At 56.9% G+C, this 24,490-nt stretch carries 20 protein-coding genes and 1 riboswitch; of the genes, 16 read left to right on the forward strand and 4 right to left on the reverse strand.

The genetic code is table 11. The annotated features are described in order from the left end of the window. Positions 1-310: 310 nt before the first annotated feature. The 5 genes from K0H80_RS03560 (at position 311) to K0H80_RS03580 (ending at position 4,563) form a co-directional block, all read left to right on the forward strand. Positions 311-892, forward strand: a complete 582-nt coding sequence (locus K0H80_RS03560) for a hypothetical protein (protein WP_220073119.1) — start codon at positions 311-313, stop codon at positions 890-892. A gap of 14 nt (positions 893-906) precedes the next feature. Beyond that, positions 907-1,989, forward strand: coding sequence for a rhomboid family intramembrane serine protease (locus tag K0H80_RS03565; RefSeq protein ID WP_220073120.1), 1,083 nt, complete (start codon positions 907-909; stop codon positions 1,987-1,989). 183 nt (positions 1,990-2,172) lie between these two features. Continuing rightward, positions 2,173-2,535, forward strand: a complete 363-nt coding sequence (locus K0H80_RS03570; RefSeq protein ID WP_144199530.1) for a response regulator — start codon at positions 2,173-2,175, stop codon at positions 2,533-2,535. Positions 2,536-2,721: 186 nt separating this feature from the next. Continuing rightward, positions 2,722-3,318, forward strand: coding sequence for a hypothetical protein (locus tag K0H80_RS03575; protein WP_220073121.1), 597 nt, complete (start codon positions 2,722-2,724; stop codon positions 3,316-3,318). A gap of 303 nt (positions 3,319-3,621) precedes the next feature. Then, complete coding sequence (locus tag K0H80_RS03580) at positions 3,622-4,563, forward strand: hypothetical protein (RefSeq protein WP_220073122.1); 942 nt, start codon at positions 3,622-3,624, stop codon at positions 4,561-4,563. A gap of 88 nt (positions 4,564-4,651) precedes the next feature. Here K0H80_RS03580 and K0H80_RS03585 read toward each other — a convergent pair whose 3' ends face one another. The 3 genes from K0H80_RS03585 to K0H80_RS03595 all read right to left on the reverse strand — a co-directional run bounded on the left by K0H80_RS03585 (position 4,652) and on the right by K0H80_RS03595 (position 6,942). Further along, positions 4,652-5,329 (reverse strand): SDR family NAD(P)-dependent oxidoreductase, encoded by a 678-nt coding sequence (locus tag K0H80_RS03585; RefSeq protein WP_220073123.1) that lies wholly within the window; start codon positions 5,327-5,329, stop codon positions 4,652-4,654. A gap of 142 nt (positions 5,330-5,471) precedes the next feature. Further along, a complete protein-coding gene (locus K0H80_RS03590; protein ID WP_011864513.1) occupies positions 5,472-5,951 on the reverse strand; it encodes a YbaK/EbsC family protein in 480 nt (159 codons plus the stop codon). Between the two features lie 163 nt (positions 5,952-6,114). Further along, entirely contained in the window at positions 6,115-6,942 is an 828-nt protein-coding gene (locus K0H80_RS03595) for an SseB family protein (RefSeq protein WP_220073124.1), read from the reverse strand. 910 nt (positions 6,943-7,852) lie between these two features. Between K0H80_RS03595 and katG the strand changes: the two genes are divergently transcribed. Further along, a complete protein-coding gene (katG, locus tag K0H80_RS03600; protein WP_286670254.1) occupies positions 7,853-10,123 on the forward strand; it encodes a catalase/peroxidase HPI in 2,271 nt (756 codons plus the stop codon). A gap of 894 nt (positions 10,124-11,017) precedes the next feature. On the opposite strand, the gene metH is transcribed toward katG, so the two are convergent. Further along, on the reverse strand, positions 11,018-14,740 hold the full coding sequence (gene metH, locus K0H80_RS03605; RefSeq protein WP_220073125.1) for a methionine synthase: 3,723 nt from the start codon (positions 14,738-14,740) through the stop codon (positions 11,018-11,020). 329 nt (positions 14,741-15,069) lie between these two features. Between metH and K0H80_RS03610 the strand changes: the two genes are divergently transcribed. The 10 genes from K0H80_RS03610 to K0H80_RS03655 all read left to right on the forward strand — a co-directional run bounded on the left by K0H80_RS03610 (position 15,070) and on the right by K0H80_RS03655 (position 24,340). Continuing rightward, positions 15,070-15,681 carry a histidine phosphatase family protein gene (locus tag K0H80_RS03610; RefSeq protein WP_220073126.1) on the forward strand — a complete coding sequence of 204 codons (612 nt, stop codon included), beginning with the start codon at positions 15,070-15,072 and terminating at the stop codon, positions 15,679-15,681. An 82-nt stretch (positions 15,682-15,763) separates the two neighbouring features. Then, positions 15,764-15,942: riboswitch (cobalamin riboswitch) on the forward strand. Positions 15,943-16,046: 104 nt separating this feature from the next. Further along, positions 16,047-16,994 (forward strand): ABC transporter ATP-binding protein, encoded by a 948-nt coding sequence (locus K0H80_RS03615; protein ID WP_220073127.1) that lies wholly within the window; start codon positions 16,047-16,049, stop codon positions 16,992-16,994. Beyond that, entirely contained in the window at positions 16,981-18,024 is a 1,044-nt protein-coding gene (locus K0H80_RS03620) for a FecCD family ABC transporter permease (RefSeq protein ID WP_220073128.1), read from the forward strand. The genes K0H80_RS03615 and K0H80_RS03620 overlap by 14 nt, the downstream gene beginning before the upstream one ends. Positions 18,025-18,152: 128 nt before the next feature. After that, positions 18,153-19,181, forward strand: a complete 1,029-nt coding sequence (gene cobT, locus K0H80_RS03625; RefSeq protein WP_220073129.1) for a nicotinate-nucleotide--dimethylbenzimidazole phosphoribosyltransferase — start codon at positions 18,153-18,155, stop codon at positions 19,179-19,181. Between the two features lie 41 nt (positions 19,182-19,222). Next, positions 19,223-19,990: an adenosylcobinamide-GDP ribazoletransferase gene (locus tag K0H80_RS03630; RefSeq protein WP_220073130.1), complete on the forward strand. Its 768-nt coding sequence runs from the start codon at positions 19,223-19,225 to the stop codon at positions 19,988-19,990. Beyond that, on the forward strand, positions 19,987-20,535 hold the full coding sequence (gene cobU, locus K0H80_RS03635) for a bifunctional adenosylcobinamide kinase/adenosylcobinamide-phosphate guanylyltransferase (RefSeq protein WP_220073131.1): 549 nt from the start codon (positions 19,987-19,989) through the stop codon (positions 20,533-20,535). Before K0H80_RS03630 ends, cobU begins: the two co-directional genes overlap by 4 nt. Positions 20,536-20,547: 12 nt before the next feature. After that, positions 20,548-22,170 (forward strand): cobyric acid synthase, encoded by a 1,623-nt coding sequence (locus tag K0H80_RS03640; RefSeq protein WP_220073132.1) that lies wholly within the window; start codon positions 20,548-20,550, stop codon positions 22,168-22,170. Between the two features lie 14 nt (positions 22,171-22,184). Continuing rightward, positions 22,185-22,826: a cob(I)yrinic acid a,c-diamide adenosyltransferase gene (gene cobO, locus K0H80_RS03645; RefSeq protein WP_220073133.1), complete on the forward strand. Its 642-nt coding sequence runs from the start codon at positions 22,185-22,187 to the stop codon at positions 22,824-22,826. 245 nt (positions 22,827-23,071) lie between these two features. Then, a complete protein-coding gene (locus K0H80_RS03650) occupies positions 23,072-23,896 on the forward strand; it encodes a cobalamin-binding protein (protein ID WP_220073134.1) in 825 nt (274 codons plus the stop codon). Between the two features lie 60 nt (positions 23,897-23,956). Further along, complete coding sequence (locus tag K0H80_RS03655; RefSeq protein ID WP_220073908.1) at positions 23,957-24,340, forward strand: MAPEG family protein; 384 nt, start codon at positions 23,957-23,959, stop codon at positions 24,338-24,340. Positions 24,341-24,490: the final 150 nt, after the last annotated feature.

A 24,490-nucleotide genomic window follows, 5' to 3' on the forward strand; every position in this document is an offset into this window, starting at 1 on the left:
ATTAGCGCTGCTTAAGTGTAGCTGGCGGGAATGGGATCAGCCTATCACTGGATTAATCGAACGAATATCGCTAAATACCGCATATTAGATTCTAAAAAATAGGATGATTAGCCGAGTTGTTGCTAGGCAATTGGCTAAGGCCGAGTGAGGGTTTTATCAAGAATAAGATTGGTAATCCTTGTTTTTGTTATCAAAATTTAATCTCTCTGTACAAAATCATCATTGGCCTGTGTTAGTATCCGCGCTTGCCTAGCTTCCCCCATTATTGTCTTGTGGTGGCGAGCCTGTTATTTGTTACCGGAGCCTGGATATGGATGTTAATGACAAAGCCGCCTTTGATGAGGGCAAGCGTTTTCCCCGTTTAGACAATAGGGAGCTGGTAAAGACCAGTTTCTGGATCAGCCAGATCTTCATGATCATCGCCACGGTTGCCGGCGTCTATCTGGCGGCTCAGGAGGGGTTGTCTCAGGCGATCACCTTCGATAATCTGACCAACAAACAGAACAACTATTACCTGCGTCATGCCCTGTACGATGAGGTGCAGGATAATGTCGGCATCATCAACGAGTACGCCGACTTCATCGCGGGTAAGGCGCCTTTTGACATCAAGAATCACAGGCCTGCGCTGGCCACCTTCGTGTGGGAGAATATGCGCTACTCGCCCTATACCCTGGAGACGCCGCCTCAGCTGCTGTCGCAGACGCGGCGCTTCTACCTGCAGGTGAACGATATCATCGGTAAGATTGAGGGGCGTGTCTATGGCACCAAGTACGGCGGCGACCTGCTCAAGGCCCAGACCAAAGCGATGAGCGACGACACCCTGCCTGCATTGAAGGCGAACTACACTGCGCTGGCCGATGAGCTGAGACGCAACGACATCACAGTAGATTAGGAAAGGAACTCCCCATGACCAATATCTGTCCGGGTTGCCACGATGGGCGACTGAGAGTGTTTAAATTTCACGGCGAAGAGGTAGATTGCTGCCGCCAGTGCGGCGGCCTCTGGTTCGAGAATGGTGAGCTGAACGCCGCCCTGTCTAAGGCGGATAACGGCGACGATAACGTGCGCATCGAAGAGACCCTGGGCGATCAACTGGGGATCTCCAGTCGCTGCTGCCATCGTTGCGACCTTGCCATGCAGCGCTACCATCTAATGGCTGGCTATGAGATTGAGGTGGATCTGTGCCACGGCTGTAGCGGCATCTGGATAGACGAACATGAGCGCACCAAGGTGGTACAGTCGCCCAAGGTGCGCCAACTGCTGGAGGAGTTGAATGGCAGCATCAGCGTCAAGACCTGGCTGTTCCAGTTCCTCTCTAAGATGCCGGTGGAGTTTAACCTCAAGCCTAAGGCGACGCCCCTGGTAACCTATCTGCTGCTGGCGCTCAATATCCTGATCTTCTTCGCCTATGGCTTTAACCTGAGCACCACAGATATGGTGTTTGAGAACTTCGCCATGCGTTCCAACGATCTGCTGGCGGGTCATCATCCCTGGACCCTGTTGAGTCACATGTTCCTCCACGGCGACATCATGCACCTGGCAGGCAACATGTATTTCCTCTATGTGGTGGGGGATAACTTGGAAGATGTGCTGGGCCGCGCCAAGTTTTTCGCGCTCTATCTCCTGTGTGGCCTGGCGGCAGCGGCGGCGCAGATCGCCGCCGATCCTGGCTCCGGCATCTATATGGTAGGCGCCAGCGGCGCCATCGCTGGCCTGTTCGGCATGTATCTCATGTGGTTCCGCCACGCCAGCCTGACCTTCATGTTTGTGGTGTTTCAGAAGAAGCTCAGTCCTATGGCCTTCTTCGCCATCTGGCTGGGTTTCAACATCTTCGGTCTGGTGATGGCCGGTCAGGGCGTGGCCTACTGGGCCCACATAGGTGGCTTCGTGATGGGGCTTATCCTGGGCGTGACCCTAAAGACTCGGGTGATGAATAATAACCCTATGCTGGCGCTGCTCAACGAGCCAGAGGTGAAGATCGCCCGCTAGCTATCTTATGGTGATTTAAGGCCCCGTCTTTGGATGGGGCTTTTTTATGGGCGCGTTTTTTGTGGCTGAAACTTAAGCGAAAAAGGCGGGTCTAAGCTGTAGGCTTAACGAGTCGTGGCAGGCTGGTATTCCGGCCAGACTTGGATACAATGTAATCAATTTAACAGCGAGAGCGAGAGATAAATGTCCAGAGCGAAAATCTTGATCATAGATGACGATCCCGTCTGCACCGGGATATTACTCGCCATGCTGGGGGACGACTATGACGTGACCTCGGTGAACTCGGGGAGCGGCGGCATAGAGGTGCTGAAATCCCTGACGCCGGATCTCATCCTGCTGGATATCACCATGCCACATGTCAACGGCTATCAGGTGATCCAGCATCTTAAGGGCAGCGAAGAGACCGCTAAGATCCCCCTGGTGGTGATAAGCTCGCTGGCGGAGCAGTCGGACAAAGACTTTGCCCTCAAGCTGGGGGTGGATGACTATATCACCAAACCTGTGATGCCAGATGCAATTCAGGAGATGATAGAGGCCTATCTCTAACCCATATTCAGGCCTCTGTCTCGATTAGATCTGCATGCCTGAGCCTTTTATCTATCGACTTTTTTCTCACTAGACAGGCCAGACTGGGCTGAGCTATCTTATGGCGGCAACAAGGATGTCACCGCCTGGTCGACCGACCATCACCGGCTCTTAACATCACCGATTTTTCACATCAATAAGGGATTAATGATGAAAGCAACACTCATACTACCACTGTTTTTTATCCTCACCAGCGCCCAAGGCACCGAGCTGCCCGACAACGCCCCCTATGACTTGGCTAGCATGGAGGTGGACGTCGATAAATTTATCGAGATGAATGTCTCGCATATGAAAGCCGGCGGCGACTTTACCGCCATGGAGCAGGTATCTGGGATCGACAGCGGCAAGCTGGAGCGTGGTTACCGCAGCGCCATGAAGTTTTGTTTCGATAAGTATGAGCAGATGATAGAAGAGAACGCCGATGCCTTGTCCAACTGTTTCATCGACCAGACCGCCACAGAGGTGGGCGTGACTAATCAGCAGTTTTACGCCTGGCTGGATGAGCTCGACCGTCAAGACGCCGCCAATCCCGACTCCTTGGATGCCATCTTCGACGAGATGGATAGGGTTAGCGAAGCCATCTATGCCCTGCAGGATAAGCCCGAGCGCAGCGCGGCGGATGAGGCGCAGCTCGAGGCGTTAGAGCGTCAGCTTATCGAACTGACCGAGAAGCGTGACCGGGTACAGGCCGAGGAGACAGAGGCGGTAGCCGCTGAGATGGAAGCCATCTTCAAGCGCAAGTAATACAAGGTTAATCGCACGGCTAACTGTGTGAGCAGCCTAATTAAAAAAGGCTCGGTACTGAATTTGCCTTCAGGCCGAGCCTTTCTCTTTATGGATAGGGTTAGCAGTATCTCGAATGCCAATTCGAGTGCAAGTTCTAGTGCTAGCTTTAGTGTCTGCTTTTGTTTAAGTCTCGCTGATTCTTGCAGCCGCCTTGCCTGGCTATTTTCCAAGAGTATGCTTGGCATAATCGGGAAGTATTACAGCGCAGATTTTCTAGTATGGATTTGTTACGGATGACAAACTCAAATCAAGGAGATTGCGATGAAAAAAACAATTGCACGCTGCCTATGCTTAACCGCCCTCTATTGCGTAAACCTCCAGGCGACTCAGCTATATGTTTGTGATAATTGTACTCAGACGAAACTTAACGCCCTGATAGAGATACATGTGGAAGCGACTCATTCCCTAGAGACGAGTGGCTCTGAAATAAGTGGCGCTGAAAAAAATGCTTATGAGAGTCTGGTTGTCCTGGACAGAGAGAAGGCGACGGCGACCGAGTTCAGGCTGCGCTACGCAGAAGATAGTCCGGCGACCGCTTCGGCCCCCTATGTTGTCGAGATTAATAGCGACAAGCCACATCTGCTCGAAGCCGCTAGCGCATTGGCCGAACTCAAGGCCATCAATTTGCAGCTAGCCAAACAGGCAAAGCAGGGCATTAAATTGCCGCCAGATACGGGGTTTATCACGGTTGCCGACGCCTTAAGGGAGACCGCCGATTTTGAGGGCGTTCTAGCGACCGACTTAAGTAGCGCAGATCTCTCAAGACTCAATGAACGGGTCACCCGGTTGAGTCATCAGGTGCAACGACTCGGTAATGCGCTCGGTTTTAGCTACCGAAATGTTGCGACCATCTTGGGGCTTTTGACGCAAGAGCGTTCCTGGGTCGTCAGTTTATCAGACTCCTCCCAAATCCTGGTCGATATCCGTCTAAAGGCATTCGATGATCAATTGCGATTAGCCTTCAAAGCCATTCCCGAACTGGCAAGAGACAACCTAGGTAAACGAGTGCCGCTTTCTGAGATAGCCAGTGACGGTTATGGTTTCGGTGGAAGTCTGGCTCAGGCACAGAGTTACGCCGAGCTGATGCGAGGCATGGGGATCGAAGGTTCGGTTCCTAACAAGCACGGCAAGATCTACTGTACAGTCACCAAGCAGGCAGGAGCCCGGCCGGATAAGACCAGCTATGGCTTCGCCTGTAACTAGGGGGTAACAAAGGCTCGGTACTGAATTTGCCTTCAGTCCGAGCCTTTGTTGTTCTTCTGCTGTTAGTCTAACTTAGCGCTAGCCCAGCCTAACCTCTTGCGATGGTGATATCGGCTATATGGCCATGGGCGGTGGCCTTCAGGGCGCCCTGTAGCATCTCGGCGGCTTCGTCTGCGCTCATGAAGCTGGAGGTATCGAGAGACTTACCGCTGCTAGGCCAGAAGCCTGTGTCCATGCCGCCGGGATAGACGGCGATGATCTTCATCGGCTTGCCCTTGAGTTCCAGACGCACCGACTCGATAAAGCCGCGTACGGCCCATTTCGCCGCGCAGTAGGTCGACTCCCCCGCCTTGGGCTGCTGGGCCGCCGTCGACATCACCACCACCAGATGCAGCGGCGTGTCCTGATAGCGTTTCACCAGTTCGCGTACCAGCAAGATGCTGGAGGTGACGTTGTTCTGCATCAGCTTGTGGATCTCATCGGCCTGCTGCTCGGCGATGGGGCCGAAGTAGCCGCTGCCGGCGCAGTGAATCACGGTGCCGAGTGGTGAGGCGCCGCTCATGGCGTCGACCCCATCTAACAGGGTCGCTACGCTCTGTTCGTTGCATAGGTCGGCACTCAGAGGATGAAGGCCGCAACTGCTCTGCGCCACGCTGGCAAGCCTGGCTTGATCGCGCCCCGAGATCACCACCTGCTCCCCCATGTTGGCATAACGCCTAGCGAGGGCTGCCCCCAGGCCGCTGCTGGCACCGGTAATTAATATCATGATTCATTCACTTAAAAGCTGTGTTAGGTCGACCTATTATGCCGCAACTGGCCCTCGTTGCCAGTGGATAGGTTACCTAAGTGCCTTGAGCGTGAGCCTGTGCAGAAAAAAGGGAAGCCGCGGCTTCCCCGATAAGCGGGTGCTAGTGGATGCTCTGATAGCTGAATCTCAGGTGTTTCGCGTCTTTGATCAGCTTGATGAAATCTTCCCGGCTGAGCCTGACCAGGCTGGTGTGATCGCCGGCCTCGAGGTAGAGCTCCTTGGCCTCGATCAGCAGGTCGTCGTAGATGGTCTCGATATTGTAGGCCGCGCCGAGGGAGGGGATGGCGCCATGCTCGCAATCGTCAAACATTTGGTAGACGGTTTGCTCCTTCACCAGATGCAGATCGCGGTTGAGCTTGTCGCCCAGCGCCTTGAGGTTGATCTTATGATTGGTGGGTAGCACAGCCATGACCCTGCGTCCCTGATGATCCTCCAGAATCACCCCCTTGGCGACTTGGGCGGGGGCCAGCTGGGCGGCAATGGCCGAACTGATAGAGTTGTGGCTGTGGCGGTGCAGCACTATCTCATAGTTCACTTCATGTTCCGCCAGGTAGTGATTTAAGCGGTTTGAAATACTCATATACTTGCCTCGTTAACGTTGTGAAACGTTATCGCTAAGTATAGTTCAGCCAGGCCCCAATGCTGGCTGAGTGCACTTTTCACCGCTGACTTAAAGCCGTTTTTTCTGCTGACTGAGTAGCGCTTTTCATCGATTAAGTCACCCGCCGAGCCTGGCTTGCCGATCAGCTAAACCAGGTCTTGAATTTGCTCAGCAGCGAAGGGCGATAGAAGGGCTCAAGCTTCTTCAGGCAGAAGTCGCTTATCTCATCATGTTTGTCACTTCTTAACAGGTAGGGGCGTATCTCCCAGCCATGAAGCTCTATCTCTCTATGTAGGTTGCGGCAATCGCTGCGAATGCGGCTGAAATCATCGCTAATCCTGTCTCCCTCCAGGGTGAGCGCCAGGGTGAAGGCGCTGTCTGTGCCGCCGCGGCGGATATCCAGCTCGCATGTTTCGATGAAATAGCCCGCCTTGACGCTGGGGTAGTTAGCCAATATTTGGCGCACCGCGCCAAACATGGGCAGCCCATCATCAAGAACCTTGCCCAGCAGCAGGAGCTGATTGCCCTGGGGAAGTAGCGCCATGTCGGGCAGCAACATATAGCGGATCTCATCGCTGCTGACGACTTTCGATAGATTACTATTGGGGTTAAGCGCCATATCCATCTGGTTGCTCAGCAGCAGCTGAAATGCCTGAGGCGCATCTATCTCTATCTGACCGTGAAATTCACTGCCCTCGCTCTCCATGATGGCCTTGGCCTGATCGACCGCCTCCTGGGAGGTAAACAGCGGGACGAAGTAGTGCACCTGAACATCGCTGACGGGGATGTGCCATTGCATGATGGAGAGCTCTGTGGTGCCATCGGACTGAGGCGTTTCTTGGCCATCGCTCAGCAGGTAGAGCCTGGCCTTAATTAGCTGTTCATAGAGGGTTTTGGCCTGGGTGTGATCGGCAAGTGCCGCCTGCAGGGCAGTTTCGAGTGCATTGCTCGGGGTGAGTGTGACTTCCATTTTCTTAAATCCTTGTTGCCAGCTGGTAGAGACCAGACATCCTGGTGAGTGGGCATAGTAGATCAAGGTGTTAGCTGGGTCTAGGGGGAGTGGGGGCAAACCTCGTTTGAGATTCTATTCCTCACACGTGGGGGAGTTGATCTGGCGGCTGAAGAAAGTCGTGGGTTTTCATCCCATATCTTGGAATGTGCGGCCTGACGGCCGAGGTAAGTCGTGGAACTCCGTTCCACACCAGGGCAAGAGGGGGATTTCCAGCAATCCCCAAATATATCCCTATATAAAAGCCAGTTCGGCATCCCTGCCTCTCGTTCGTAAGCACAATCATCAAAGATGATTATTCACCTTGCATCTCCCCGTGCCGTCCCAGACGAAGTTAACTGCATTGGTTAGGAGCCTCATACTCCAATGAAAATCGCCTAACGACTCGGATGGGACTCCTGTCCCCCGAGCCTTAGCCATCCTCCATGATGGCTATACGGCATTTTCATCTACGCATTTTGGCTCTGGCATCCGGCTTCGCTCTACCTTCTGCATCCATGCAGTCGTCGGCAACTTCGATGGGGATTTGTTGTAGCCACGACCTGTATTGTTGTTGCTAGTACCTTCGTTGAAATGGTTGTGCCGATCTTTTTGAGACGGGGATCGGCAGAGGTTTGTCGGGCTATGGTCAGAACTGTGGTTTTCGCCACTAAAAAGGTCTAATTATTTTCGATTAAGATAATCGTTTTTATTCGATATATGCTTTTAGCATCTTGCTTCTAATATATTCCTGATGACTAAATAATGCCCTGGAAATTTAGCCTTGCCGCTTGCTGTCTCTTTTTTGTTTTTTGTGGCTTGGCGAAATCCACTCTGGGCTGACAACAGGCTTCGCCTCGGCGAAGCGCAATTAACCTGAAGGAAGCTAACCATGAAAGGAAAAACAGTAAACAAGCAAACGCTCGCGGCGTTAGTGAGTGCCTTGTTGGTGTTTAACCCTGCCGTCGCCGATGAGCAAGAATCCGCACAGATGACTAAGCCCAAAGGGGCTGCTGCCACTGGCACCGCCAAAGCGTTTCAACCCAAGAGCAAACAGTTTTGGTGGCCCGATCAATTGGATCTTTCCCCGCTGCGGGATCACGACTCCCGCTCCAATCCCTACGGCGAGAGTTTCGACTACGCCAAGGCCTTCAACTCGCTGGATCTCGACCAGGTAAAAACCGATATCGACCAGCTACTCACCCAATCGCAGGATTGGTGGCCAGCCGACTACGGCAACTATGGTCCTTTCTTCATCCGCATGACCTGGCACAGCGCAGGTACCTATCGCACCTTGGATGGCCGTGGTGGTGCCGGTGGCGGACAGCAGCGATTCGAGCCGTTAAACAGCTGGCCCGATAACGCCAGCCTGGACAAGGCGCGCCGCCTGCTCTGGCCGGTGAAACAGAAATATGGCGAGGCGCTCTCTTGGTCTGATCTCATTGTGCTCGCGGGCAACGTCGCCCTGGAAAACATGGGCTTCAAGACTTTCGGTTTTGCCGGTGGTCGTAACGACGACTGGGAGCCAGACATGGTGTACTGGGGACCGGAGGTCGAGATGCTCGCCAGCGATCGTGAAGACAGAGATGGCAAGCTGCAAAGGCCCTTAGGCGCCACCCACATGGGGCTTATCTATGTCAATCCGGAAGGCCCGAAAGGGGTGCCAGATCCGCTTGGTTCGGCCAAGAATATCCGCACCGCCTTCTCCCGCATGGCGATGAATGATGAGGAAACCCTGGCGCTTATCGCCGGCGGCCATACCTTCGGTAAGATGCACGGCGCACACAAGCCGAAAGATTGTCTGGGGGCAGAACCTGCCGCGGCAGGCATCGAAGCCCAGGGGCTGGGCTGGCACAACAAGTGTGGCAAGGGCCACTCAGAAGATACCATCACCAGTGGTTTAGAAGGGGCCTGGACTCAGGCACCGACCAAGTGGACCTCGCTCTATCTGAGTAACCTGCTGACCTACGACTGGCAACAGACCCGCAGTCCTGCCGGTGCGATCCAGTGGATCCCAACCGACGAGTCGGTGCACAAGGCCGTGCCCGATGCTCATGTCAAAGGTAAGTTTCATGCGCCTGTGATGACCACGGCGGATCTCGCGCTCAAGTATGACCCAGAGTATCGAAAGATCGCCGAGCGCTTCCTGGCCGACCCGGAAGAGTATCGCTTGGCCTTTGCCAAGGCCTGGTACAAGTTGACCCACAGAGACATGGGGCCTGCCCGTAACTTCCTCGGTAAAGAGGTGCCTCAGGGGAGCTTCATCTGGCAAGACCCAATCGATGATAAGACCCAATCGCGTCTCAGCGCCGGCGATATCAAGCAGCTTAAAAAAGCCATCAGCAAGTCTGGGCTGAGCGTTGCCGAGCGTGTGCGCCTGGCCTGGGCGTCGGCGGCCAGCTATCGTCAATCAGATATGCGTGGCGGCGCCAATGGTGCTCGTATCGCGCTGGCTCCGCAGAAGGATTGGGCGGTGAACAACCCAGCCGAAACTGCCAAGGTGCTTAAGACGCTGGAGGCGATTCGCGCCGACTTTAATAAGGGCGCCGGCAAGCGTCAGGTTTCCTTGGCCGACCTTATCGTACTCGCGGGGGCTAGCGCCGTAGAGCAGGCCGCCAAGCAGGCGGGCTTTGAGGTCGCCGTGCCTTTCACCTCAGGACGAGGTGATGCCACACAGGCGCAGACGGACGAAAACTCCTTTAGCCTGCTGGAGCTGCATGCCGACGGCTTTAGAAACTACTTCGACGTAAACCACAGCTATAAGTCGCCCACCGAGATGCTGGTGGATAAGGCCGACCAGCTGGATCTGACGGTGCCCGAGATGACTGTGTTAGTCGGTGGCCTGCGTGCTCTCGATGCCAACTATCAAGGGGCTAAGCACGGGGTGTTGACCCAGCGTCCCGGCACACTTAACAATGACTTCTTCGTCAACCTGTTAGACATGTCGACCCTGTGGCAGAAGTCAGATGTCGATGGCATCTATCAGGGGCTGGATCGCAGCAGCGGCAAACCTAAGTGGACCGCTACCTCGGTGGATCTCATCTTCGGCTCTAACTCTGAACTGCGCGCGGTTGCCGAGGTTTATGCCTTCGATACCTCTAAGCAGAAGTTTGTCGATGATTTCGTCGCCGCCTGGGTCAAGGTGATGAATTTAGATAGATAACAGGGGAGTGTCGGTCTGATGACCGTTGTAAGTCGTGGAACTCCGTTCCACACCAGGGAATGTGCGGCCTGACGGCTGAGATAAGTCGTGGGGTTATTTCTTTCCCTTTGGGAGGTGATGCCTCACGGCTTTCTTATGTATTGGTTCAAACTTTGTTTGGATATTAATTTAACATCGTGGGATTCCATCCCATTGTTATGAGGTGAGTCGGTCTAGTGACCGAAGAAAGTCGTGGGATTCCATCCCACACCCGGGCAAGAGGGGGATCTCCAGCAATCCCCCTCTTGCATCTTCCCGTGCCGCCCCGGCGAAGTTGTACTCCTTCGTGTCTTTTTGAAAATCCCTATCGCCTCATATTCGCCATCCATGGCTCACCTGAGGCTATTTCGGCATCCCTGCCTCAATCACGTGATTTTCTGCAAGCCACTGCGGCAACTTCCAACGGGGTCTTTTAAACCACAACCGGCATCTGTTATAAGTCGCCTTAGATGTGACTTAACCGTCTGTAATGTAAGGTGTTTAAAGGTTTTTGGCTGTGTGCGAATGAGGTTGGATGCTACAATAAGTCCCCATCGAAGTTGCCGAAATACGCAGATGAAAATGCCGTGTGGCCATCATGGATGATGGGCAAGGCTCGGGGGGACAGGAGTCCCATCCGAGTCGTTAGGCGATTTTCATTGGAGTATGAGGAAAAACAACTTCGTCTGGGGCGCCGAGGGATTTCCAAAAGGGGAACAGGCGCTTTTCCCCTTTTGGTCGGGTGTGGGTTGAAGACCCACGACTTACCCCGGCCGTAAGGCCGTATGAGTTAGTTAGGCGAAGCCTCTGAACTAACGTTCAAACGAAGTTTGCGTAATCAAAGGAGTCAAGGTGATGACTCCAGATCACTTCCCGTTAAACATCATAATCGAGTACCGGTGCCAACCAGCGCTCTGTCTCCTCGACACTCATTCCTTTGCGCTTGGCGTAGTCCTCTACCTGATCCCGGCCGATATTGGTCACGCCGAAGTAGCGTGACTGCGGGTGGGCGAAGTACCAGCCTGAGACGGCGGCGGTCGGAAACATGGCGTAGCTCTCGGTGATCTTGAGATCTATGGTCTCGTCGGGCTTTAGTAGCTCCCACAGCAGGCCTTTCTCTGTGTGATCCGGGCAGGCGGGGTAGCCTGGGGCCGGACGTATGCCCTTGTATTTCTCTCGAATTAGCGCCTCGTTATCCAGGTTCTCATCGGCGGCATAGCCCCAGAACTCCTTACGCACCCGTTCGTGCATCCGCTCGGCGAAGGCCTCGGCCAGTCGGTCGGCCAGACACTTAAGCATGATGGCGCTGTAGTCGTCATGGTTGGCCTCGAAGCGGGCCACATGCTCGTCGATGCCGTGTCCTGCGGTGACGGCGAAGCCACCCATGTAATCGGCAACCCCTGAGTCTTTCGGTGCGACAAAGTCGGCGAGACAGAAGTTGTCGTTGCCCACACGTTCTATCTGCATCCGCAGATGATGGGTGATCATCTCGACCTGGCTGCGGCTCTCGTCTGTGTAGATCTCGATATCATCATGATTGACCGTGTTGGCCGGGAAGAGGCCGATGACCGCCTTGGCCGTCAGCCACTTCTCATCGATTATGGTCTTGAGCATCGCCTTGGCATCTTGATAGAGCTTGCGCGCCTCTTCGCCCACCACCTCGTCGTCGAGGATCTTGGGGAAGTGGCCGTGTAGCTCCCAGCTGCGGAAAAATGGCGTCCAGTCGATGCGATCGACCAGGTCTTCCAGCGGATAGTCGTCAAACACCTGTCTGCCCAGTTGATTCGGAACGAAAGGCGTATGGGCGTTCCAGTCTTGCTGGCAGCGATTTTCCCGTGCGGCCTCCAGGGAGACGATCTGCTTGCGCTTGGCCTGTGAGTTGCGTTTGTCGCGCATCACCCGATATTCCTCGTAGGCGGCATCTATGGTCGCCTGACGGGTCTCCTTGTTGATCAGCTTGGCCACCATGGGCACGGCGCGCGAGGCGTCGGCAATATAGATGGCGCCTTCGGGGGCGTGGGGGGCGATTTTCACCGCGGTATGGATCTTGGAGCAGGTGGCGCCGCCTATGATGGAGGGAATATTCAGCCCCGCCTTGTGGAAGGCTTTGACATTGTGCACCATCTCATCCAAGCTCGGGGTGATAAGCCCCGACATGCCTATGATATCGACATTTTCCGCCTTGGCGACCTCTATGATCTTCTCGACCGGCACCATGACGCCGAGATCCACCACCTCGTAGCCGTTACAGGCCAGCACCACGCCGACGATGTTCTTGCCTATGTCGTGCACGTCGCCTTTTACCGTCACCATGAGGATCTTGCCGTTGGACTCTCCCTCGACTTTTTCTGCCTCTATGTAGGGGTTGAGGTAGGCTACCGCCTTCTTCATCACCCGCGCCGATTTTACCACCTGGGGCAGGAACATCTTGCCCGAACCAAACAGATCGCCGACCACGTTCATGCCATCCATCAGTGGGCCTTCGATCACATCCAGCGGACGGCTGGCCAGCTGGCGGGCTTCTTCGGTGTCCTGGTCGATAAACTCTGTGATCCCCTTGACCAGGGCGTGTTCCAGACGCTTGTTGACCGGCCAGCTGCGCCACTCGAGATCTTCCTTCTTGGCGCCCGTAGCACCGTCGCCACGGTACTGCTCGGCGATCTCCAGTAGCTGTTCTGTATTGTTCGATCCTTCCACCGGGCAGGGCAGGTTCTGTACCACGGCCTCTACCCTGGCCTTAAGCTCAGGGTCAATGTCGTCATAGATCGCCAGCTGACCGGCGTTGACTATGCCCATGTCCATCCCCGCCTGAATGGCGTGATAGAGGAACACGGCGTGGATCGCCTCGCGCACCGGGTTGTTACCGCGGAAGGAGAAGGAGACGTTGGACACGCCGCCGGAGATCATCGCATGGGGCAGGGTACGCTTGATCTCGCGCGTCGCCTCGATGAAGTCCACCGCATAGTTGTCATGCTCGTCGATGCCGGTGGCGATGGCGAAGATGTTGGGGTCGAAGATAATATCTTCCGGCGGGAAGCCCACCTTATCCACCAATACCCGGTAGGCGCGGGTACAGATCTCTATCTTGCGTGCCATGGTGTCGGCCTGACCCACCTCGTCGAAGGCCATGATGATGGCCGCCGCGCCGTAGCGCTTCACTAGGGTGGCCTGCTCGATAAACTTGGCCTCGCCCTCCTTGAGGGAGATGGAGTTCACCACACCCTTACCTTGAATGCACTTGAGCCCGGCCTCGATCACCTCCCACTTGGAGGAGTCGATCATGATGGGCACCCGGCTGATGTCGGGCTCGGAGGCGATAAGGTTGAGGAACTTCTGCATCACCTCGACGCCGTCCAGCATCCCCTCGTCCATGTTGATATCGATGATCTGGGCGCCGTTCTCCACCTGATCCCTGGCGACCGACAGCGCCTCTTCATATTCGCCCGTCTTGATCAGGCGTAGAAACTTGGCCGAGCCGGTCACGTTGGTGCGCTCGCCCACGTTAACAAACAGCGAGTCGGCATCTATGGTCAGCGGCTCCAGGCCTGAGAGGCGACAGGCCACCGGCAGATCGGGCAATTTACGGGCGCTATGCTTGATGACGGCGGCGCGGATCGCCTTGATATGGTCTGGGGTGGTACCGCAGCAGCCACCTATGATGTTGAGCAGGCCTTCCTCGGCCCAGGGACCGATCACCTCGGCCATCTGCTCTGGGGTCTCATCGTAGCCGCCAAACTCGTTGGGCAGGCCGGCGTTGGGGTGCGCCGACACATAACACTCGGCGATCTTCGATAGCTCCTCCACATAGGGGCGCAGCTCCTGTGGCCCCAGGGCGCAGTTGAGACCGATGGAGAGCGGTTTCACGTGGCGTAGCGAGTTGTAGAAGGCTTCTGTAGTTTGACCCGTGAGTGTGCGGCCCGAGGCATCGGTAATGGTGCCCGAGATCATCACGGGCAGACGCTGGCCCAGCTGGTCGAACAATGTCTCGATGGCAAACAGCGCCGCCTTGGCGTTGAGGGTATCGAAGATGGTCTCGACCATGATGATGTCGGCGCCGCCCTCGATAAGGGCCTGAGTCGACTCGATATAGGCCTCTACCAGATCGTCGAAATGGATATTACGATAGCCAGGGTCGTTCACATCCGGGCTGATAGAGCAGGTACGGTTGGTGGGGCCGAGAACCCCGGCCACATAGCATGGACGGCCGGTTTCTGCTGCTATCTCGTCACAGGCGGCGCGGGCCAAGCGAGCGCCCTCTAAGTTGATCTCCCGTGACAGCTCCTGCATCTCATAGTCGGCCATGGCCACCTGGGTGGCGTTGAAGGTGTTGGTCTCTATGATGTCGGCGCCCGCCAGTAGGTAATCCTTGTGGATCTGCTTGATAAGCTCGGGCTGGGTCAGCACCAACAGGTCGTTGTTACCCTTGAGATCGCAGGGCCACTCCTTAAAGCGCTCGCCGCGAAAGTCGGCCTCCTCCAGCTTGTGGTTCTGGATCATGGTGCCCATGGCGCCGTCGAGGATCAAAATTTCCTTATTGAGCCGCGCGCGGATCGCGTCGTTAATCTGCCTTACGTTTCGAACAGGGGATTGGGTCGCCATAACTTTCACCTACTTCAACTGACCTATTGCCTAAACTGCCTCGTCTATCGATTTGACGTGCTATTTTTATTTTGGATGTATAAACGTATAGACGTCTATACTAATCGACTTATAATACCCAGGGCAAGTCAAATGAGTATAAGCTTAAATCTGGTTTGGCTTCGAGGAAGAATGCTGGTTTAGCCGCGTTCCCATGGCAAAAGGCTCTCCCCTTGATAGTGGGTGAATCTGAAAGTTTTTCAAGGTCTTATTTATCTTTCATTGCCACGGGATACTTCCAGAGAGTATCCTGCTAACCATCTAGATTTTAAAGGTTTAATGCTGCAGTTATGACGCAAACGACACTCTATTTGATGCGCCACGGCGAATGTGAAGGCGGCAACTTGCTGCGCGGACATAGCGATCAACCTCTCACCGAGATAGGCTTCGCCCAGATGCAGCTGGCCTATGCCAAGCTGCCCCAGGCGGTGGACAGGGTGATCAGCTCGCCGCTCAAGCGTTGCCGTGTATTTGCCGAGCACCTCACCGCTAAGAATCAGGTGAAGGTGGCCCTGGATGCCGGGCTCAAGGAGATCTACTTCGGCCGTTGGGATGGCCAGCCTATCCCTGAGCTGCATGCCGATCACGGTGAGGAGCTGAGTGCCTATTGGCGGGACCCTTGGGCCAATTCGCTGCCCGAGGGGGAGCCCATGGCTGAGTTCGAGCGGCGTGTCGACGAGGTGGTCGAGCAGTTGGTGCATCAGCATTGCGGCGAGGCCTTGTTACTGCTCACTCACGGCGGCGTGATACGTCACCTGATGGCCAAGGCCCTGGGGGTAGAGCGCGCCGTAGGCTTCTATACCCGGCTGAGCCTGGACTACGGCAGCGTGGTCAAGATAAGACATTACCGCGACAAGGCGGGAGAGGGCTACTGGCGCCTGCACTGGCACGACGCCGAGTAATAGATTTGCTCTGAAGTGATAGCCCAATTCGCAGCCCGCTTGCCAGGGGCGCGAAATTTAGCATAATAACCGTGCGCAGGGACCGCCTGCGCCGGGAGTATGGTGTCGAGATCGCCAAGGCGATAACTCGGACTTAATAGGGAATTGGGGAAGGCCCAGCGCCGCTAGCCCAAACTGTGCCCGCAACTGTGAGTGTGCCGCTAGGTCTAAGTCGACCGGTTGGCCACGAGTCAGGATACCTGCCTACTCTCTAACCACTATCTCAAGCGGGTGACTTGAGGGAGCCAATAGATGAAGAATACCTCGGGGCCGAGTCTGGCCCAAGGGAGAGGGCGCCTCGGCGCTGCTTCCCGGAGGGCGCGACCTTGAGCGCCCCTAGTCAGCCATCACAAACAGAATCACTCCTGTCTCACGGCGCCAGTGACGATGCAATTTTAGGTACAGACACAGGTGCTGGTGCAGCCATCGGCGATGGCGCCTGCGCGCGCCCAGCGCTGTCGGTACGGGATCTCAGCTGGCGCTGCGGCGAGCGCACCATCCTCTCTGGGGTCAAGTTGGATCTGCCAGAAGGCAAGATGCTGGGGATCATAGGCCCCAACGGCGCCGGCAAGTCCAGCCTGCTGCGCTGTCTCTATCGTTTCCTCACCCCAAGCAGCGGCGAGATCCAACTGTTTGGCCAGCCCATCGCCAGCCTGAGCGCCAGGGCCTTTGCCCGCGAGGTGGCCGTGGTGCTGCAAGACACGCCCCAGCATTTCGACATGACCACGGCCCAGCTGGTGGCATTGGGGCTCACCCCACACAAGTCCGCCTTCTCCATGACCACTAAAGCTGACCGCCTGGCGGTGAGTCAGGCCCTGGAAACCGTGGGGCTCAAGGATCGCGCCGGACAGACCTACGCCTCCCTGTCCGGGGGCGAGAAGCAGCGGGCGCTGATCGCCCGCGCCATAGTGCAACAGCCCAAGCTGTTGATCCTCGATGAGCCTACCAATCACCTGGATATCCGCTATCAGATCCAGATCCTCGAGCTGCTCAAGGCCCTCGGGGTGACTGTGGTGATCTCGATTCACGACCTTAATCTCGCCAGCGCTCTGTGCGATCAGCTTTTGCTGCTGGATCAGGGGAAGGCCGTGGCTCAAGGTTCGCCCAAACAGGTGCTGAGCGAGGCGCAGATCGCCAGAGTGTTCGGCGTCTGCTGTCAGGTATCGCCCCATCCACAGCACGGCAACCCGCAGATTAACTATTTCTATGGCTATCACCTTCACAATGCTGACCAGCCCTTTGAGGCGAAGGAGGCTAACCATGATGAGCGCTAGCCTGAGTCAGGGAAGAGGCTATAGCCCGCTGCAACACCTGGCCTTCGTCTGCCTGGGGCTGCTGACACTGGCGACTCCTGTGCTGGCGGTGAGCTTCGGCGCGGCGCAGATAGGCGTGGCCGAGGTGCTTGAGGTGCTACTGGCCAAGCTAAGCGGCACCGATCCCGGCGGTGTGACTGCAAGAATATTGATTGAACTGCGCCTGCCGCGCATCCTGCTGGCCTTCATCGCCGGCTTCGGCCTGGCCCTGGCGGGCGCCGTGTTACAGACGGTGACTCGTAATCCCCTGGCCGACCCTTATCTGTTTGGCATCTCATCGGGCGCCAGTCTGGGGGCTGTTGTGGTGATCACTCTGCTGGGCGGTGTCGGCGGCGCTCTGGCAAGTATCGGCCTGCCGCTTGGCGCCTTTATCGGCGCCAGCCTGGCCGTGCTCATGGTGCTGGCCCTGTGCGGTCGGGATCTGAACACCCAGATAGAGCGCATGTTGCTCTCCGGGGTGGCGATCTCCTTCCTGTTTGGCGCGCTGGCCAGCCTGATGCTCTATTTCTCCGGGCCGCAATCGGCCGCCTCTGTGCTCTTCTGGAGCCTGGGCAGCTTTGCCAAGGCGAGCTGGCAGATGCTTTGGCTGCCCTGGCTGCTGGTGTTGGCGGCGAGCGCCATCTTGTTACTGCTTAAGCGGCAGATCCTCGCTATTCAGGCGGGGGATGAGACCGCCCACACCCTGGGCATTCGGGTACAGCGCCTACGCCTCGTCAGCCTACTGCTCTGCTCGTTGATCACCGCCGTCCTGGTGGCCAACTGTGGCGGAATCGGCTTCGTCGGTCTGATGGTGCCCCACATGGTGCGGCTATTGCTGCCGGGGCGTTTCGCCCTGTTGCTGACGGCCCTGGTGGGCGGCCTGTTTATGATCTGGGTGGATGTACTGGCGCGCTGCCTGCTCAGCTATCAGGAGCTGCCGGTGGGGATCATTACGGCTGTGATAGGCAGCCTCTTCTTCCTGTTCATCCTGGGCGGCAAGCGTAGCAACTAGCCCAGGATCGAAGGAAAGGTGTATGGAAGGAGAAGAGTCAGGATGGAGAAGAGTATTGAACTATGCCAGCAAAGAAGGTGTGGATTGCAATGAATCGAGAACGAGGGCGAGCGATATGAGGTACCAGTATGTTTGAAGTCACTGTGGTAAGTAGCGAGTTCGATGCCAAGATCCAGCAGAAGATAGACACTAAGACCAAGCCACTGGGCGCCCTCGGCGCGCTCGAGACCCTGGCGATGACTATCGCCCGGGTGCTGGGGCCCGACAAGCCGCAAATAACCAAACCAACCCTGCTGGTGTTTGCCGGCGATCATGGCATCGCCGCCTCGGGGGTCTCTATCGCCCCCAGCGAGGTGACCACTCAGATGGTGATGAATTTCCTCAAGGGCGGCGCGGCAATTAATCTCTTCTGTGCTCAGGCTGGAGTCACCATGGAGGTGATCGACTGCGGCATCGCCCTTGAGATCACAGATCAACCCAAGCTCATCAATCACAGGCTGGGGGCGGGCACAGGTGCGATTCATCGCGAACCCGCCATGACTCTGGGCGCGGTCAAGCAGGGCTTTGCCATGGCCAGGGAGCGGGTCGCGCTGCATCACGGCCGCGGCTGTAACCTAATCGCCTTCGGTGAGATGGGCATAGGCAACACCAGCTCGGCGGCAGCCATTATGGCGGCGCTGATGGGGCGCGAGGCGGCCGAGTGTGTCGGCCGGGGCACAGGCATAGATGCTGCCACCCTGGCGCGCAAGCAGATGCTGGTGGAGCAGGCGCTGTTTCTGCACCGGGAGCAACTGGGCGATCCCTATGGGGTATTGGCCTGTCTGGGCGGGTTCGAGATAGTGCAGATGACAGGCGCCATCCTAGCAGCGGCGGAGCTGAAGATGCTGGTGCTGATCGACGGTTTTATTGCCACGGCGGCGGCCCTGGCGGCGGTGACGATAGCGCCTCAGGCGCGGGACTATATGATCTTCGCCCACGAGTCCGGCGAGCGCGGCCACAAACTGATGCTGGAGCATCTCAATGCCCAGCCGCTCTTGTCCCTCGGACTGCGTCTCGGTGAGGGGACCGGGGCGGCGCTGGCGGTGCCCCTGGTGCAGGCGGCGGCCAAGTTTTACAACGAGATGGCCTCCCTCGAAGAGATGGGTATTTCGATTTAGCGGCAATAGCAATCTAAGGAACCAAAAGGGAAAGCGCGAAGATGTTTGCCAGAGAGTTAAACCTGTTTTTTATCGCCATGGGCTTCTTTACCCGGATCCCCATGCCGGCCTGGGTGAAGGTCGATAATGAGCGGCTCAATCAGGCCAGCCGTTACTTCGCCCTGGTCGGCGTGCTTGTCGGTGGCCTCTGCGCCCTGGTCTATAGCCTGGCGACTCAGGTATTGCCCATTAGCGTCGCCATCCTGCTCGCCATGGTGGCCGGGCTGCTGCTCACCGGCGGCTTTCACGAGGATGGCCTGGCGGATACCGCCGACGGATTCGGTGGCGGCTGGCAGGTGCAGGATAAGCTCACCATAATGAAAGACTCGCGCGTCGGCACCTATGGCGTGCTGGCCCTGATGATGAGCCTGCTGTTCAAGTTTGTGCTGCTCAGTGAGATCGCTCTATTCGATGGCGATCTCGTGATGGCAGCCTTGGTGGTGGGCCACTGCCTGAGCCGTATGGTAGCGGCCTCCTTAATCTTCACCGAGACCTATGTGCGTGATGACGACAGCAGCAAGAGCAAACCTCTGGCCCAGTCGCAGACCCCAAATGAGCTCGGAATTTTGCTGCTGACGGGCGTCCTCACCCTGTGGCTCAGCGGTATCGCCTCGGCGCTCTCGCTCTGTCTGGTGTTGCTGGCGTCGCGCCAGCTGCTGGTGCGCAGTTATCGCCGTCAGATCGGCGGCTATACAGGCGACGTGCTGGGGGCGACCCAGCAGGTGATCGAGCTGCTCTGTTACCTGTTTATCCTGGTGATCAGCCTATGATGCACCTGGTTCTAGGCGGCGCCCGCAGTGGCAAGTCTCGCCATGGCCTTTCTCTGGTGGCCGATTATGTGGCCAAGGGGTATGAGTGCCTGTTCGTGGCCACCGCCCAAGGGCTGGATGAGGAGATGCGCGCGCGTATCGCCCGCCACCAGGATGAGCGCCAAGAGGATGGTTTGCCCTGGCAGACCCTGGAGTGTCCGCTACACTTGAGTGCCTGTATCGAAACTCACGCCAGGGAGAAACGGGTGATCTTAGTCGATTGCCTCACCCTCTGGCTCACCAATCAGCTACTCGAGGGCGATGACTGGCCGGTCGCCAAGGCGGCGCTGCTGCAAGCCTTGGAAACTGCGCCAGGAGCTGTCGTGCTGATCAGCAATGAGGTGGGCTGCGGCGTGGTACCGGCCGACCCCTTGAGTCGCCGCTTCGTCGACGAGGCGGGTTGGCTGCATCAGGCGATAGCTCAGCGAGCCCAGCAGGTGGTCTTGGTCACCGCCGGTCTGCCGCTGATCCTCAAGGATGAGACGAGCCAGGGCGCCAAGGAATAGGAAGAGAAGCCAATGACACCAGATGACTTAAGTAATCAGCGCAATCCGAGTAAACAGAGCAAGCAGGGCAAGCAGGGCAAGCAGGGCAATAGCAATCAAGAGACGAGTGGCAATATCTTGATGGTACAGGGCACTACCTCGGATGCGGGCAAGAGCACCCTGGTGGCGGGCCTGTGCCGCTACTTCGCCCGTCAGGGGCGCAGAGTGGCGCCTTTCAAGCCGCAAAACATGGCGCTCAACAGCGCGGTGACCCTTGACGGCGGTGAGATAGGCCGCGCCCAGGCGCTGCAGGCCGAGGCCTGTTACCTCGCCCCCCACACAGACTTTAATCCCATATTGCTCAAACCTAACTCGGACACCAGCTCCCAGGTGATAGTGCAGGGCAAGGCCCTGTCCCACATGGAGGCCCAGACCTATTTTGGCAAAGACAGCCAGGGCTATCGCACCAAGGCGATGGCGGCTGTGCTGGACTCGCTGTCACGCCTGGAGCGGCAGTATGAGCTGATCTTGGTGGAAGGGGCGGGCAGTCCGGCGGAGATCAACCTGCGTGAGGGGGATATCGCCAATATGGGCTTCGCCGAGGCGGTGGACTGCCCGGTGATCCTGATCGCCGACATCGACAAGGGCGGGGTGTTCGCCCATATCGTCGGCACCCTGGCGCTGCTGTCTGCATCGGAGCAGGCCAGAGTCAGAGGTGTGGTGATCAATCGTTTTCGCGGTGACATCTCCCTGCTTAAGCCCGGCCTGGATTGGTTAGAAGCCAGGATAGACAAGCCCGTGCTGGGCGTCTTGCCCTATCTTAATGATCTGCACCTGGAGGCCGAGGATGCCCTGGATGCCCGTCAGGTGAGCAGTGGCAACACCCGCTTTCGGGTGTTGGTGCTGGTCTTTCCCCGCATCAGTAATCACACAGATTTCGATCCTCTCAGGCTGCATCCGGATATCGACTTTCGCTATCAACAGGTAAACGAGGCCTACGACGGTCAGGCAATTGATGTCGATCTCATCATACTGCCCGGTAGCAAGAGCGTGCGGCAGGACTTAGCCATTATGGTCGAACAGGGCTGGGATCGCGCCCTTAAGCGCCACCTGAGATATGGCGGCAAGGTGATCGGCATCTGTGGCGGTTATCAGATGTTGGGGCTGGCCATCGAAGATCCCCAAGGGGTCGAGGGCGAGGCTGGCGACAGCGATGGCCTGGGGCTACTGCCCATAGTCACAGAGCTGACCCCAAACAAACATCTGGCTCAGGTTAAAGGCACGATAAATCTGGCGGGTGAGCGCGCAAGCATAGCAGGCTATGAGATCCACTGTGGCCGCTCCACGCTGTTATCTAAGGCGACCAAGCCCCTTGTCCTAGAGAGTGACGAGGGTAATCAGTTTAACGAGGGCTGCCTGTCTCAGGATGACCAGATCCTGGGCAGCTATCTGCATGGTCTGTTCGACAGCCCAGAGGCCTGTGCGCTGCTCCTTGGCTGGGCTGGGCTCAGCAGTGCGGCCGCCGTCGATCCCGAGGCGATCAAACAGGCACAGTTAGATCGCCTGGCCGATACCCTGGCCGAGCATCTGGACATGGCGAGGCTGAGCGCCATCCTCGCCGAGACGCCACTAAGGCGACCAAACAAGAATAATTAATGAGAGGAGAGAAGATGAGCGCGGATAAGCAGGCGGAAAATCAGGCGGAAAATCAGGCGGAAAATCATAAGGCCGAGCGTCATAAGGCGCGCCAGCAGAAGGTGAAGGAGGCGGTGGACGCCAAGATCGCCAAGGCCCAGACAGAGAAGGGCGTGCTGCTGGTGATGACGGGCAATGGCAAGGGCAAGACCACAGCAGGTTTCGGTAACATCACCCGTGCCGTCGGTCATGGCAAGAAGGCCGCCGTAGTGCAATTTATCAAGGGCAACTGGCCTTGCGGTGAGCGCGCCGTGCTGGAGAAGGTGGGGGTCGAGTTTCATGTGATGGCCACCGGCTTTACCTGGGAGACCCAGGACAGAGAGAAGGATACCCTGGCGGCGCTGAGTGCCTGGGAGGCGGCCGAGACCCTACTGAGCGACGACACCATAGACATAGTGCTGCTGGACGAACTCACCTACATGGTGAGCTATCACTATCTTGATCTGGACAGGGTGCTGACGGCGCTCAAGAACCGTCCGCCCATGCAGCATGTGATCATCACGGGGCGCGCCTGTCACAGGGCGATTTTGGAGCTTGCGGATACCGTGAGTGAGGTGCAGCCCATAAAGCATGCATTCGATCACGGCGTTAAAGCCCAACTCGGCTTTGACTACTAAAAATTGCTATTGCAGTGCTCAATTGCGGCGTTGCGTCCTCATTCACGGCTCGCCTACCGGTAGGTATGTCTTCGCCGTTCATTGCGGGGCGCCTTGCACTGAAGCACTTCATGACGCAATTTGGCTTTCTGCCTGTTTGCTCCTGTGGCGGTATTGTCTGCGCGGGCTTAGCCACAGAAGCAAACAGATTGAAATTCTCCTGCGGTGATCGGCTGGATAGATATTAATAAAGGGAAAATGAATAGATGAAGATGAGGGTTAAGCTGTGGCTGATGTTGGCCTTGTTGCTGTGTGTGCCTGGGCTTAAGGCGGCGCCTGCGAAGCGGATCATCGCCCTGTCGCCCCATGGGGTGGAGATGCTGTTTAGCATAGGAGCGGGGGACAGTGTAGTCGCGACCACAGATCATGCCGATTTTCCCGATGCGGCCAAGGCTATCCCGCGGATCGGTGGCTACTACGGCATACAGATAGAGAAAGTTATCGAGCTCGACCCGGATCTGATTGTCATCTGGGGCGGTGGCAACAAGCGCGAGGATATCGAGCGCCTGACCCAGCTGGGTTATCCCATCTATAACAGCGACCCTAAGACGTTGGAGGCGGTGGCAGACGATCTGCTGGCGCTGGGCAAGCTGACCGGCAAGGAGGTTGAGGCGCAGCGGGTGGCCGAGCAGTACCTTATCGGCCTCAAGGCACTCAGTAAGGAGAACCGGGCCAAGGCGCCGGTGCGGGTCTTCTATCAGCTCTGGTCAGTGCCCCTGATGACGGTGGCCGAGGGCAGCTGGATAGAGCAGATCATCCAGGTCTGCCACGGCGAGAATGTGTTTAGCGACGCGGGCAACGAGTATCCCCAGGTGAGCCTGGAGGCTGTGCTGCTCAAGCAACCTCAGGTGATATTGCAGAGTCAGGACGAGGGTAATGTGCGCGGCATCGACTGGTCTGCCTGGCAGGAGATCCCGGCGGTGAAGCAGCGCCACATCTATCAACTGGATGCCGACCTCTTGCATCGGGCGACTCCAAGGGCCATCTTAGGGATTGAATCTTTGTGCAAGGCCCTGGACAAGGCGAGATAAACACAAACTAAAATTAAAACTAAAGCTAAAACAATGCGCTAAACAATAAGGAGATAAATGATGACTATGCTACTGGCCTGCCTACTCTTTGCCATGTTGCTTCCCTACCTGGCCAAGGTGCCCGTGGCCATGGCGATGGCAAAGCAGGGTGGCTATGACAATGCCTATCCCAGAACTCAGCAGGCTCAGCTGACCGGCTTCGGCGCCCGCGCCTTGGCAGCCCATCAGAACGCCTTCGAGTCCCTGCTGATCTTCGCCGTGGCGGCGCTGACCGTGATTGCACGGGACAAGGTCGACGACACTGTCGGTCTGTTAGCCCTGGTGCATGCGCTGGCAAGATGTGCCTATCATCTCCTCTACCTGCTGGATAAGAGCACCCTGCGTTCCCTTTCCTGGTTCGTGGCCATTATCGCCGCCTTTGCCATCTTCGCCCGGGCGTTTTAACTCCTTCCTCAATGCCCACTCAGTGGGTTCGCCATGAGCGCAGCCCTGTACTTTTAGAGAGAGGGGCTGCCGCTTACTAGCTCGCTAATCTTCTAAGTGTTTTAACGCTCTACCCGGCTTTCTCCTATGTCCGTACTTTCTCATCTGTCC

Origin of the sequence: Shewanella aegiceratis, assembly GCF_019457495.1 — a bacterium.
GTDB lineage: Bacteria > Pseudomonadota > Gammaproteobacteria > Enterobacterales > Shewanellaceae > Shewanella > Shewanella loihica.

Bases quoted from the DNA above. Each gene is read 5' to 3' on its own strand.
- K0H80_RS03595 (WP_220073124.1), bottom strand. From the start codon at position 6,942: ATGGAAGTCACACTCACCCCGAGCAATGCACTCGAAACTGCCCTGCAG.
- K0H80_RS03630 (WP_220073130.1), top strand. From the start codon at position 19,223: ATGTTTGCCAGAGAGTTAAACCTGTTTTTTATCGCCATGGGCTTCTTT.
- K0H80_RS03570 (WP_144199530.1), top strand. From the start codon at position 2,173: ATGTCCAGAGCGAAAATCTTGATCATAGATGACGATCCCGTCTGCACC.
- cobO (WP_220073133.1), top strand. From the start codon at position 22,185: ATGAGCGCGGATAAGCAGGCGGAAAATCAGGCGGAAAATCAGGCGGAA.
- K0H80_RS03585 (WP_220073123.1), bottom strand. From the start codon at position 5,329: ATGATATTAATTACCGGTGCCAGCAGCGGCCTGGGGGCAGCCCTCGCT.
- K0H80_RS03575 (WP_220073121.1), top strand. From the start codon at position 2,722: ATGATGAAAGCAACACTCATACTACCACTGTTTTTTATCCTCACCAGC.
- metH (WP_220073125.1), bottom strand. From the start codon at position 14,740: ATGGCGACCCAATCCCCTGTTCGAAACGTAAGGCAGATTAACGACGCG.
- K0H80_RS03650 (WP_220073134.1), top strand. From the start codon at position 23,072: ATGAAGATGAGGGTTAAGCTGTGGCTGATGTTGGCCTTGTTGCTGTGT.
- K0H80_RS03655 (WP_220073908.1), top strand. From the start codon at position 23,957: ATGACTATGCTACTGGCCTGCCTACTCTTTGCCATGTTGCTTCCCTAC.
- cobT (WP_220073129.1), top strand. From the start codon at position 18,153: ATGTTTGAAGTCACTGTGGTAAGTAGCGAGTTCGATGCCAAGATCCAG.
- K0H80_RS03590 (WP_011864513.1), bottom strand. From the start codon at position 5,951: ATGAGTATTTCAAACCGCTTAAATCACTACCTGGCGGAACATGAAGTG.
- K0H80_RS03620 (WP_220073128.1), top strand. From the start codon at position 16,981: ATGATGAGCGCTAGCCTGAGTCAGGGAAGAGGCTATAGCCCGCTGCAA.
- K0H80_RS03560 (WP_220073119.1), top strand. From the start codon at position 311: ATGGATGTTAATGACAAAGCCGCCTTTGATGAGGGCAAGCGTTTTCCC.
- katG (WP_286670254.1), top strand. From the start codon at position 7,853: ATGAAAGGAAAAACAGTAAACAAGCAAACGCTCGCGGCGTTAGTGAGT.
- K0H80_RS03565 (WP_220073120.1), top strand. From the start codon at position 907: ATGACCAATATCTGTCCGGGTTGCCACGATGGGCGACTGAGAGTGTTT.
- cobU (WP_220073131.1), top strand. From the start codon at position 19,987: ATGATGCACCTGGTTCTAGGCGGCGCCCGCAGTGGCAAGTCTCGCCAT.
- K0H80_RS03580 (WP_220073122.1), top strand. From the start codon at position 3,622: ATGAAAAAAACAATTGCACGCTGCCTATGCTTAACCGCCCTCTATTGC.
- K0H80_RS03640 (WP_220073132.1), top strand. From the start codon at position 20,548: ATGACACCAGATGACTTAAGTAATCAGCGCAATCCGAGTAAACAGAGC.
- K0H80_RS03610 (WP_220073126.1), top strand. From the start codon at position 15,070: ATGACGCAAACGACACTCTATTTGATGCGCCACGGCGAATGTGAAGGC.